Here is a 13,082-nt window from a genome sequence, read left to right on the forward strand (position 1 = left end):
ATTTAATATTTAAAATAAATAGATGTGATTAACCCTTATTTATGAGTGTTTTTGTAATCTACGTAAAAATACAAAAAATAGGAATAAAGATCACATTCATCAGTAGAATTAATCAACCGATTAGAGGTATCTGCGATGAAATCATCCATTATCCGGAGATATTTTTTCGATATCCCTTTTTTGAACCTCATGGCAGATAGATATGGTATTTGCTGACCTTCCGACCGAAAAAGGAAGTAGCATCTTTTCTATCTTATAAAAGTGCCATGCAGTGGGTCCAACTGATAGATATCAATCTGTTCAGGTACTCACCAATAATCTCTGCCTCATCTCAAAATCAGGAAATAATTGAATTGCATATCCCCTAAAACCAGAAAGTTCAGGGATGTAACCCCCCTGTTTTGAAAGTTTATATCTCTTGAGAATGTATAGATGATTATCCACCAGACAGGCGGTATGCATCATGAAAAAAATTATTGTGCTCCTCATTCTTCTCCTTGCATCCCTGGTAATTATCCTCCCCCTATCTGCTGCCGGACAGGGGAATGGAAACAGATTTGTAGATAATATGAATCTGACCCTTCCAGAGCCGGATACCTACAACCTGACTGATATTGAAGTTTTAGATCTCCTCTTCATCAGAGAAGAAGAACAGATGGCACATGATCTCTATAGAGTATGGTATGATATGTATTCTATTCCGGTATTTGAGAATATTGCAGATGCTGAAGAGACACATGCCAGTGAAGTGCAATTTTTACTTGACAGGTACCAGGTTCCTTCTGACATGATTGGAAATCTTTCATCAGGCTATAGTAACCCGGATATCCGGACATTGTCTGAAGAACTGGCAGAACAAGGAAAACTGTCGCTGACTGATGCACTAAAAGCCGGAGTATCTATCGAAGAAACAGATATTGCAGATCTCGATAAAGCAATTGCAAACACCAGCAAACCGGATATTATTCTGGTTTACACGAACCTCCGGAGCGGGTCGGAAAATCACTTAAGTGCATTTACCAGGCAACTCACTTAAACCGATTTTTATCTGCCCTTATTTTTTTCTCCGGGGATAGGAACATCATGCTCCCTGCACCAGATAGACCAGGATACTAAAATCACAAAATTATTCAGATTTTATAATAGTCGGGGGAATATTCCCTTAAAATGAGTGAGGTCATCTTTTTTTACAATCAATGTAAGTATCAACCCGGGTTAACCGATATTCAAAGAACCATTCGGGCATTATTGCTGCAAACAGGAAGATAATTAATTATTCACAGCAAAAACGTAAGGATGAAAAAAGTAATAATACTGCTTTTCCTTTGCTTTATCGTAGTAATGGTGCAGGGAAGTGATTCTTCCGGCACAAGTGATACCAAAAGGCTGGTTGACTACCAATTAGACAGGTTTAACAAAACACCTGATTTAATCGATACTGAACTTGAACGATTCAATAAAACACCAAAACCTATTGATATAGAAATGGAAAGAATGAACAAGTCACCTGAGTTCATTGATACTGAACTTGAAATTCTCAATAAAACACCAAAACCAATTGATATAGAAATGGAAAGAATGAACACGTCACCTCAATTCATTGATACAAAACTTGAAATTCTCAATAAAACACCAAAACCCATTGACATAGAAATGGAAAGAATGAACAAGTCACCTCAGTTCGTTGATACAGAACTTGAAATTCTCAATAAAACACCAAAACCCATTGACATAGAAATGGAAAGAATGAACACGTCACCTCAGTTAGTTGATACCGAACTCTACCGATTTAATAATACTCCATACTGACCGGGTATCCACAATTCCACAGACCATTAATCTCACCCTTTTTTCAAATTGCCTTCATGGCATCCAATGGTTAATCATAACTCAGATCTCTTCATACCAGTATCTCTGTTTAGTTACAGATACCAAAGACCAGGGAAAATATACGAGATTAAAAAAGATTCATCCGGTTTTTAACCGGAAACATATAAAAATTATTTGTTAGAATGAGGATGATGCAGTACCTCTTCCTCGAATTCATGGACATCATGCATAACCTTGTCAACGAACGAGAGAATTGCGGGCATTACTGCAATTGCTCCAATCAGTGAGAAGAGCACAGCGATAATAGTGGTGAGACCAAAGTTTGAGATAATCGGGAAGGTAGAGAGAATTAATGCCGAGAACCCAAAGAAGGTAGCAAATCCGGATACCATAATGGCAGAGCCTATCTTGCTCACACTGTTCTTGAGTGCTTCGATAACATTCGGAGTAACCTCTTTCTCCTCGATAAACCGTTCCATCACCAGGATAGTGTACTCAGCAGCAACTCCGATGGTCATCGATCCAAGACATGCCGTCATCACATTGTAATCAATTCCAAGAAGATACATCGCCACTGCATTCCACCCGACAACCGCTGCAATGGGCACAATCGGAGTGAGTGCATTGATATTCCGGTAGACAACAGCCAGAAAGAGTACCACCAGGATAAATCCTATGTAGGTGATAAGATCCTTACTCTCAACGATATCATTCACGAGGTTGGTAAACACCGCAAAACTACCGGTCAGATCTGCCTTGATTCCAGGCGGTGGCGGATAGAGTCTTAAATCTCCTTCAATATCCTCTTTAAGATCGCTCTTTGTGGTTGTGGTCAGTTTTACCGTGTAAAACTGGATTACTGCTTCATTGTTCCCATTTATGTATGTCTTTTTGGTACCTTCCGGGATCTTTTCCATTGCTGCATCCAGTTCAGCCTGGGTCGAGGGCATCACTCCGTTATTGTAGGTAATCAGGTAATCTGCAATACTGACTCCCCGGGTAATCTTTGACCGTGTTTTAACCTCAAGATCCGTAAATTCTTTCATCCAGACTATCGAGTCCAGAGTTAAAACATCAGAACCATGAATTACAATAGGTGCTGAGTCAGTTGAGCCTATCGTGCGGGTAACCTTGTCAAGAGTGGTTTTTGCCGGCATATCCGGAGGAACAAAGGAGTTTTCATTCGTATCCACCGGAATCCGGGTATCCATCTGAATACCGATGAAAGCAACGAGCAGGACTGCCAAAAGAACCGGAACAGGACGTCTTGCTATCCATACTGCTATCGCAGATAATCCGGAGTCTACTATTGCTGCCTGTCTGGAAGCCCCATGTCCTTTCGCCTTGTAATTAATGAGTATGGCAAAAAGGGGTATCCCAATCAGTGACGTCAGGTAACAGGTCACAACACCGATGATACTGACAAGACCAAAGCCCTGCATCATCGGTACCGGAGAGATGAACATCGCGATAAAACCCATACAGGTTGCAAGCATCGCAAACATAACGGCAGGTCCGGTTTTGGTGACCGTGGTATGGATGGCTTTTGGAAGAGGATTGTCCCTAGCTTCTTCTTCCAGGCGTGAATGAAACTGAATGGCGTAATCAATACCAAGACCAATCATGACCGGAAACGCAGAAATTACGGCCATACTGATCTGAATGCCTGCAAGACCAATGAATCCGAAGGTAAAGAGAAGTCCGGCTGCTACAATGACTACCGGGAGGAACCGGTGGTTTACATATCCAAAGAGCAGTCCCATCACGATAACCATGAGGACCATTGCAGCCATAATGAGGGTTCCCATGGACGTACCCATTTCAGCCTTCATTTCCTCCTGAAATGCAGCACTACCGGTTAATTTGACCGATACACCCGGTGGCTGGTTGGAACTCTCAATAAACTTTCGAAGGTTTGAAAGTGCACCTGACTTTTGTTCATCGGTTAATCCTGCATCAAGCCCGATTGAAGCCATATTCAGCATTCCGGAGGGCACATACACACTAAGCACATTCTCCGGAACTTTTGCTATTACTTCATTCATCTCTCCGGATGATGTCGGAAGAATGCCGTCATTTAAGGGTTTGATGACATCAACAATGCTTGATATGGAGTTAACGTACTGAAGATTTGTCAGGGGCTCTTCAATCGAATCAATATACCCGAGAAGTTCAGGACTTAAAGAGTTATCCGATTCAACAAGAAGTATCACCGTTTCTTTCTGAAATGTTTCTGTGTAATGCTCATTCAGAATTCCTTCAGGTGATGTGATATCCATATAGGTACTATTACCGGTCTGCATCGTGACCATGGTCATCCCAATCAGGGATATGACCATGAGAACCAGGATTATCTTAGAGAGGGTGCCTGGTTTTTTAACGATAAGATCGGCGATACCTGAAAAAATTGAATCCATGATTTTCTGCTACAGTGTTACTGTTTACTGTTTGCTGTTTTTCCGGCGGTGTTCATAGAGATAGTAACCGCCACCAAGGATGATGACTATGAGTAATCCGACAAATACGGGACTTGAGAGCAGTGCTGCAAGTCCTTCTTTTGGAACTACATCGATTGGTACTTTTATGGTATCAGATACATGGCTGTCGTTTAAGGCATCCCGGTATTTTATCTCTGAATCAAGTCCGTAAATCTTGGTGTCGGCAGTCTCATCAACAGAAAGTCCGAATCTTGCTACTGCACTCTCTCCTGGCTGAATGTCTCCAAGATAGGAGAGATCATCAGCACTGGTGAAGGGATCTACTGCACTGATTCTGACTTCTGCACCATAGACCGGGACAGAACCATCATTTCGGTACGTAACCTCAATGAAATTCTTTTTTCCTGGATTCATCTGTGGTTTCTCACTGGTTATGGTAAATTCAACGTCCGCTCCGACAAATACTCCCACCTTCTGGGGGGTTGTGGTAATTGTCTCTCCGTCTGCATTTTCATACGTCACTGAAATGCCAAGCGGGTAGTCCTGGGGTTCTGCATCTTTTGCAACCGAAACCTTGTACTTTAAGGTTTTTTCACTACCTGGAGCAAACTCTCCGATAAAGACACTGTTTGATACCGGAATGAGTGGTGAGTTTCCGATTCTGCTGATGTTTGCAATGGCATTCTTACCAGAATCAGTTCCGGTGTTTTTGAGCGTAAGGGTAATGAATCCGGAGCCTCCGGAATTAATATTCTCTGCCTGGACATCAGTTACATTCAGGTTGATTGCTGATTTAATGATGAACGGAAGTTCCATCTCGAGTTTTTTGCTCACATACCGATAGACGATGCTATCAGTTCCTTCCTGTTCAGAATTTCCAAGATAGGTATAGTCAAGAACAACCGGAAGAGCATATGTTCCGGCATTTGCCTCTTCAGGTATCCGTATCTCAAAACATACGGGTTTTACTTCAGAGCCAGTGATATCTCCGGCCATCTGCGGATCAGACTTGACGAGAATCGGAGATTCTCCAGGAAGAAGTGTGACGGTTACCATCTTTGCAGTGTTTGGAACATCGTCACTGTCAACAATTCCTGACTGGACGAATTTTATCTGGTTAAGACCCGAGTTCTGGACAAGGATGGTGAGTGGAACCGTCGTTCCCGGAGTAAATTCATTGTTCCCGTCGATGCTTACCGAGAGCTCGGGAGATCCGGTCATGTACTTGGTTCCGGCAAGAACCGGAGTTGTTATGAATGCTGACATAACCAGTAAGGATGCCAGAATTAGAAGGAGTTTTCCGGAAACAGAGAGTTCTGGTTTCCCGTTGTTATTTGTCTTCATTTTTCCGGAATTTCCGGAAAGAGACGAGTATATGAATGATTGTTTCATGAAAAGTTCACCGATGTTACATCAAAGAGAGGAGAGCCGGATTATATAGAAAATCCCTTGCTCCTGACTTTTACCTCTTCCATGGGGAGTATCAATGAGGAGGATTTCAGATTTCATGTGAGAGGTTATGGTAGACGAATTACTGGATTTTCGAGACAATGCTGACAAGACGTTCTCCGGTAGAGCATAAATCTTTTAGATCAGATTCTTCAAGGTCGGAGAGGACTGATCGTAACTGCTTTTGTATCGCTGATTTAACAACATTGAGCCTTTCAAGACCTTTTTCGGTGATACTGATGTTAATTACCCGGCGATCATGATTGTCAGGATGCCGCTCTACCAGTTCTTCTGCTATCAGGGAATCTATCAGGGTTGTCATGTAAGGCTTTGAGATATACAGCATATTTCCAAGTGCTGACATGGATATCATGGGAACAGAGGTTAACAGGAACAGCAGGCGAAATTGTGCGGCCTGTATCCCGGTAAAAGCCTGTTTTTCTGCCTTAAGCAATTTATCATGATAAAATTCCATCAGACGCAGGAGAGTATCTACAGCCTGCTCTTCAATCGTCGCTTCCATAATGTCGTACTACACAAGAGAGTTAATTCCAGAGGTTAATAATTCTTACTACGAACTATTCGTTAACTTAATAATACGCAGACAGAATAAAGCATATCAAAGCAAAAGACAAGCCTTTACCGGTTAAAGAGGTGAGAACCGGCACTGCTTTTATCAAAACCTGGATAAAATGATTAAACCGGCCTGATCAGGATAAAAACCAGAGGATTTCTCTGTCGGGTTTTTGTTCCGGGTAACAACACGCAGGAGATCTATCGCGTTTTGAAGAGGAAGTTTTAGAGACGATAACTTTATTGAAACAGAGACGTAATGCAGGTAGATAAAAGTGAAATAATTTCTGTGTTAAGGAGGCGTCATGCCCATCGGTAGAATAATCCTGCAACAATATATACTAAACCAGGAATTCATAGCCCGTATTCAGAAATATATCATAGAACCGAAATATTGGGCACTTGCTACGATTTTAGTTGGCTTTACAGGATTATTCGGATGGATTTTCTCGTTCAGACACCTTGTAGCAATCATTCCGCAAAGTGTATCTGTTGCTCCGGTCTCAGCGATTTTGTTCATTTTTATAGGAATTAGTCTTTATATCCATGAACGCAGTAAAGCAGATCCCCAGTATTCTGCGATACACCACAGTCTCCTGATAATATCTCTAATTTTAGCAGTTTGGGGAATAATTTCCATTTTTGTCGGAAATCCGGCAGGCATTAACTGGGAGGGTTATACGAGCGAACAGGTATCATGGATTACCCCTCAGGGACAGATGTCCCCGATATCGTCAATCTTGTTTCTTATTCTTATATCCGGGATCGTTTGCAGGCAATATTGCGAGACATATGGAAAAACGGTGAGTGTTATTATTACTGTTGCGGGAGCGGTCATGATCCTGGGATACTGGTTTGGATCTCCGTTTTTTTATGGAGAATCAATAAAACCGGTCTCGTTTCTTACCGCTGCCGGGTTTTTTCTCAGTGGAGTAAGTTTCATGCTGCTTACCCGCCCTTCAGCAATTGATGAGATACTCCACAATGTCAACTCAATTCACTCACAGATACTTCTCTTCTTTGTTCCCTTTATTATTGCAATCCTGCTCATTGAGGGGTGGATAATTTCTTTTTTTCTTAAAAAAACCGACAGCACTCTCGTTCTTACGATTGCGACCATCACTCTCATAAGTATCATCGTCACGGTCATTTTTTCTTCATCATTCTCCCGGATAATAACGGCCAATGTCGAAAATGCTAATAAGAAGAGAATGGCAGCGGAAAAAGCCTTACTAGACTCATTAATACGAGTGAAAATTGCTACCGATGCTGCAAAAATGGGATTTAGTTCATGGGACCTGAAAGAGGATAAAATCACCTGGGACGACAGGATGTATGAACTTTTTGATATCCGGGAGAAAAAACCCATTACCGTTTCAGATATCATGGGAGTTATCCACCCTCATGATAAACCGGAATTATTCTCCATTGAAGCTATTAAAGAAAAGACTGAGTTTCATACCGAGTTTCGTATAATCCTCTCTGATTCTCAGGTAAAAACCATCGAGAGCCACGGAAAAGTAATTCCAGGAGACGATGGAGAACCTGAACGAGTGGTGAGTGTAAGTCTTGATATCACCCCAAAAATTGAGATGATAGAAACCCTCAATCAGAAGAATGAACAGTTAAGTCAGACATATGAAGAACTCGCTGCACAAGAGGAGGAACTTCGAAGTCAGTATCGTGAACTTGCAATGATGAATGACGAAGTTACTAATACCCACCGGTTTATTGACGAAGTGATCAGCCAGGCCGGGGAAGGAATTATTGTTCTTGATAAAAATGGGATAATTAAGACCTGGAACCAGTTTATGGAAGATTTCACGGGTTTTACATCTAAAGAGATGATTGGCCGGATTTTTTCGGATTCTATCCTGGAATTGGTTCCCTGCACGGATTCTCAATGTTCATCTTGCACAAAAGAGGAGAGACCGGGGATTTTTTCTGATAACTCATTTATCCGGAGTAGTGACGGATGCACAAAATGGTATTCGGCAACCAGTACTCCCCATCATGATATTACGGGGAAGCTTTCAGGAACCATCATCATCATAAAAGATATCACAGATAGAAAAGAGTTTGAAAATAAACTGACTCAAAGCGAGTCTCTTCTGAAAGCGTCTCAGGAACTTGCAAAGATTGGCGGGTTTGAATACAATCTTCAGACAAAAGAAACTTTTTGGACCGATGAGACATACCGGATTTTTGGATTAAATCCGGATTTTAACCGTTCAGACGAACTTATTCCGACCATTTTGTCCTGTCTTCTGGAACCTGAAAAGGAATTACTGATTCAGGCAATTAAAAACTTAAAAGAAACCGGAGAATCCTACGAACTGGAACTTCCGGCAAAAACAATAAAAGGGGACCAGATCTGGATACGCACACAGGCAAGGGGAGAATGGCTTGGGGGGCAAATCAGTAAAATCCAGGGGACTTATATGGATATCACCAGGGAAAAAGATCTTGAAAAAGAGAAAACAATAGCCATCAAACAGGTTCAACGCAATTTTGCAGAACTCGCCATGTTAAATGACGGGATTAGAAATCCTCTCACCATTATCTCCATGATGACAGAGAACCACAATCAGAAATTGTACTCTGATGTCGAGGTCCAGATAAAAAAGATAGACCAGATTGTAAACCAGCTTGATGCAAGGTGGATTGAGTCTGAATCGGTATTAAATTACATCCAGAAACATTACAACATTCAGATGAAACCGGCGGATTTAAAAAATTGAGTTTTATATTGATAAATAAGCACCGGATTCAATGATTTCCGTCGATATCTAATACCACCCTTCCCAGAAAAAGCGTCACATTTTTTCGCCCGGAGGTTTGTCTTTTATCTCCAGCATTGTTTCACTTACGTTAAGCACCTGATGGACCCAGGCTTTTGGATCTTTTAAATCTCCCGGATACCGGGGAATTAGGTGAATATGGAGGTGCATGACCGTCTGTCCGGCAACCATGCCATCGTTTATCGCGATATTGAACCCTTCCGGGTGATAGGTGTTGTCAAGATGCTGTTTTCCAAGACGGACCAGGTCCCATAACGCAGATTGTTCATTTTCTGAAATTTCAAAATATGATCTGATATGACGAAAAGGGATGATAAGCATGTGTCCGGGAGTAACCGGATAATCATCAAAACGGGAGTACGCATGAGTATTACTGAAAACAACAACATCAGGTTTTGGAGAACAGAAGATACAGGGTTTTTTCATCGCATATATGTCTGAACGATATCGAAAATTAATTATCGGGATCTGATACTCAACTTGAGGTTTATGTTTTTAAGTGATAACTGTTACAAGTATATTATTTACGGAACTATCCAGGTGCCTTACAGGAGAGGGGGCTTAAAATGATTTTTAAACAGATACATGGCATTACGGAGGGGGATAATGAACATTTTTAACAGTATCTCAAATATCCGGATAGGGAGACGATTAATTGGCGGTTTTATCATCGTCACTATTCTTATGGCTTTTGTCGGGGTTGTTGGTTTTTTGGGGATGAACTCGGTGAGTATTGGAATGGACAAGGTGTACTCAGACGGGACCGTGCCCCTCTATGAAGTAACCAGTATTGAAACGTCACTAAATTCCATACGAGCGCTGACATTTCGGACCGCTGCCCTTCCTGCAGAACGCGAGCAGGATGAAAAAAGGATGCAGGATGAAATTGCTAAGATAGATGCCCATATCGGAGAGTTAAAAACCGCCGAACTTACTCCGGAAGAAAAAGTGAACCTCTCAAAGTTCGAAGGACAGTGGACCACCTATAAATCAGCGGCACAGGAAGTGTTTACTCTTCTAAAAGCGGGAAAAACCAAGGAAGGGCTGACATCTATTGCAAACGGGGGAAATCATGCAAACGCAAGACGAGCCACTGCAGGGACGTTTGAAGATCTGAAAACCGGAATTCTGACCAATAGTAAGCGTATTGCAGCGAACGGCCATGCTGAGATGGAACGGACCATTCCGCTCATGGCAGCTCTTGCAGTGTTCGTGGTAATTCTTGCAATGGGACTTGCAATTCTTATTACCAGAAGTATCACATTACCGCTGTACCAGGTGATGAACCAGTTTGATAGTATGACAAGGGGTGAAATTTCCGGAAGATTATATCTCAACCGCACCGATGAGATCGGGGATATGGCCGGAATGATTGACCGTTTTTCAGATTATCTTGAACATGATGTCGTCGGAACCATGCACCGGATTGCGGCAGGTGATCTTTTGGCGACTATTGAAAACAGAGGTGCAAAGGACCAGATTACTCCTGCATTTACAGAAACCCTTACTGCTCTCAATCACGTTATAGTGGAACTCAAAAACCTTGTTGACCGGACCTCCATGGGAGACCTGTCCGTTAAAGGTTCCCCGGGAGACCTTCAGGGATCATACCGGGACATCATTTTGGGATTTAATCGTACCCTGGGGGCCATCATAAATCCTCTGTCCGGTGCTATTGCGTTGTCCAAGGACTATTCAGAGTGTAATTTTGCTGCCCGGTTTCCTTCGGACATCAAGGTAGAGGGAGACTTTTGTGAATTTCGCTCCGCACTCAATACCATCGGAGATGAGATCTCGAAGTCTCTAGCCCTTGTATCCGGACAGTTGAACGACCTTTCAAGCCATGCTTCTCATGCCTCGGTTGGAATTGAAGATGTCAGGAGAGGTGCGAAAGAAATTTCCTCCAAAGCTGACATGACAAATACAAATGCTCAGCGTAGTGAAGATGGAATCGAGCAGGTGCTCAAAGCAATGGAAGATCTGACGGTAACCGTCACGTCCATATCTTCAAATGTTGATGCAGTTGCACAGGCCGGGACAAATGCTGATAATCTGGCAAAGAAAGGGATTATCTCATCATCCCTGGCTGACGAAGGGATGAGCAAGATAAAAGAGTCTTCAGTCGAAGTTGAGAGAACAATCAAAGACATCCAAGGCCAGATGGCGGAGATAACCAACATCATCAAGATAATTACCGACATCTCGGAGCAAACTAATCTGCTGGCATTAAACGCAGCAATTGAAGCTGCACGGGCCGGAGATGCGGGCCTTGGGTTTGCGGTTGTCGCCGGAGAAGTAAAAGCACTTGCAAACCAGACCGGAGATTCTACCCAGAAAATTGCATTGATGATAAGCGGTCTTGAATCGCAGAGTGCAAAGGCGGTTGCAGCAATGGATGAAGCCGCAAAAGCAGTGAACCAGGGTGAAGGTGCCCTGAAAGAGACGGTTGAGACTTTTGCAGACCTTACCAAAGCAGTCGAAGAGATAAGTCATAACATGAATACCGTTGCAGGGGCGATAGAAGAGCAGGCCGCTTCATTTGAGGAAATTACCGCAAGTGTTACGGATATGAGTGGGTTTATCAAAGAAACGGTGAAAGATGCCCTGAATTCTTCTGCCACCGCAGAGGAAGCGATTAACGTGGTGGAGCAGATTACCGGAATCATTAATGAGATTAATGAGGTGGTGGATGTCACCAGCACTGAGATGAAACGGTTTGTTCTTTCCTGATTACATATAACCTTTTTTTCAGGAATGAACTTTTACAGGAGGACAAGTTTCGAAGATTAATCCTTTTTACCCATTTTGTAATGTTTGAGCAGGAAATTTCTTACGGCATCTGACTGTATCCATCCCTTATCTAGCTGGTTTACCAGATTATCTATTCGTTTAACCTGATCTAAAATATCATTATTTTCCTTTGATTCAGACATGGATGCCAGAGATGCGATGATTGCAAGGGGATTGCGGATTTGATCATTGAGGATGAGAAACTGTTCCATGTTTTGTTCAATCTGCTCAATTCCCTTATTTCTAATCTCCTTCTCAATCCGGACCATAGAAGAGATATCATTTATCTGACCGACAACCTGAATAACTCCGTTTACTCCTTCCCCTCCATCATCTGCCATGACCGGAACAATAGTGGAGTCAAGCCATACCTCTTCTTCCTGGTATGTAAAGGAATGAGTGACCCGAAGAGAACCTCCGAATTCAAAAACCGTTTTTGCCTGTTCCTCCAGGGTAGTTAAAAGATCTGGCGGGAATATGGCATGCATATCAGGAGCCGCTGTCATGTCAGGAACATGAAAATAATCTTTTCCAAAGGAATTGAGATATGCAACGGAGTAATCAGGATTCAGGATAAAAATAATATTTTCTGACAATTCAGCAATAGCCCGGTATCGTTTCTCACTCTCAACAAGGGCTTTATCCATGGCATGTTTATAAAGAGCCATCCGGATGGTGGTATGAAGGGCACGCTCTTCAAGGGGTTTTATTAAGTACCCGAATGGCTCCGAATGAATAGCCTTTTGAACGGTGGCTTCGTCAGAATGGGCGGTCAGATAAATGACAGGAATATAATATTTCTTACGGATGATATCAGCAGCCTCAATCCCGGTCATCTCTCCTTTCAGGGTGATATCCATGATCATGATGTCAGGATGTAATTCTCCGACTTTTTTTACTGCATCTTCTCCATTGTCAAGAATATCAGGCACATCATACCCCAGATCCTCAAGACGTGCCCTTATTTCTAGACCGGTGACAAATTCATCCTCGACGACGAGTACTTTTTCATGCTCTTTCATGGGGACCAGACCACCCTCTTAAGAGAGAGACAGAATTTTTAGATATCCTAAGTTTTCAATCATTACCTATCAGAAAGGATTATCCAATTATCGTTTTCAGGTATCTAGGGTTATCATCACACTACTACAAAGAAGTTGTGGTAATATATCCGGACATTATTATAAAAAAAGGAATAAAT

9 protein-coding genes are annotated in these 13,082 nt (G+C 42.3%); 4 read left to right on the forward strand and 5 right to left on the reverse strand.

Features of this window, described 5'->3' with window-relative positions:
• Positions 1-463 precede the first annotated feature (463 nt).
• On the forward strand, positions 464-1,036 hold the full coding sequence (locus DLD82_RS04940; RefSeq protein WP_109939994.1) for a ferritin-like domain-containing protein: 573 nt from the start codon (positions 464-466) through the stop codon (positions 1,034-1,036).
• 260 nt (positions 1,037-1,296) lie between these two features.
• Positions 1,297-1,809, forward strand: a complete 513-nt coding sequence (locus DLD82_RS04945; RefSeq protein WP_109939995.1) for a hypothetical protein — start codon at positions 1,297-1,299, stop codon at positions 1,807-1,809.
• Positions 1,810-2,000: 191 nt separating this feature from the next.
• Here the strand turns inward: DLD82_RS04945 and DLD82_RS04955 are convergent, their stop codons facing one another.
• From DLD82_RS04955 to DLD82_RS04965, 3 genes are all read right to left on the reverse strand, one after another.
• Positions 2,001-4,247, reverse strand: coding sequence for an efflux RND transporter permease subunit (locus DLD82_RS04955; RefSeq protein ID WP_109939997.1), 2,247 nt, complete (start codon positions 4,245-4,247; stop codon positions 2,001-2,003).
• A 24-nt stretch (positions 4,248-4,271) separates the two neighbouring features.
• Positions 4,272-5,660, reverse strand: a complete 1,389-nt coding sequence (locus tag DLD82_RS04960) for a COG1361 S-layer family protein (protein ID WP_109939998.1) — start codon at positions 5,658-5,660, stop codon at positions 4,272-4,274.
• 139 nt (positions 5,661-5,799) lie between these two features.
• Positions 5,800-6,240: a MarR family winged helix-turn-helix transcriptional regulator gene (locus DLD82_RS04965; protein ID WP_109939999.1), complete on the reverse strand. Its 441-nt coding sequence runs from the start codon at positions 6,238-6,240 to the stop codon at positions 5,800-5,802.
• Between the two features lie 355 nt (positions 6,241-6,595).
• Between DLD82_RS04965 and DLD82_RS04970 the strand changes: the two genes are divergently transcribed.
• The gene (locus DLD82_RS04970; protein ID WP_109940000.1) at positions 6,596-9,031 is read left to right on the forward strand and encodes a PAS domain S-box protein; all 2,436 of its coding nucleotides are present in this window, start codon (positions 6,596-6,598) and stop codon (positions 9,029-9,031) included.
• Positions 9,032-9,106: 75 nt separating this feature from the next.
• On the opposite strand, the gene DLD82_RS04975 is transcribed toward DLD82_RS04970, so the two are convergent.
• Positions 9,107-9,517, reverse strand: coding sequence for an HIT family protein (locus DLD82_RS04975; protein WP_109940001.1), 411 nt, complete (start codon positions 9,515-9,517; stop codon positions 9,107-9,109).
• Between the two features lie 180 nt (positions 9,518-9,697).
• On the opposite strand from DLD82_RS04975, the gene DLD82_RS04980 reads away from it, so the two are divergent.
• Complete coding sequence (locus DLD82_RS04980; RefSeq protein ID WP_181391261.1) at positions 9,698-11,821, forward strand: HAMP domain-containing methyl-accepting chemotaxis protein; 2,124 nt, start codon at positions 9,698-9,700, stop codon at positions 11,819-11,821.
• Between the two features lie 56 nt (positions 11,822-11,877).
• Here DLD82_RS04980 and DLD82_RS04985 read toward each other — a convergent pair whose 3' ends face one another.
• Positions 11,878-12,903, reverse strand: coding sequence for an ATP-binding response regulator (locus DLD82_RS04985; RefSeq protein WP_109940003.1), 1,026 nt, complete (start codon positions 12,901-12,903; stop codon positions 11,878-11,880).
• Positions 12,904-13,082 lie beyond the last annotated feature (179 nt).

The sequence above is a fragment of the Methanospirillum stamsii genome (assembly GCF_003173335.1).
Lineage (GTDB): Archaea > Halobacteriota > Methanomicrobia > Methanomicrobiales > Methanospirillaceae > Methanospirillum > Methanospirillum stamsii.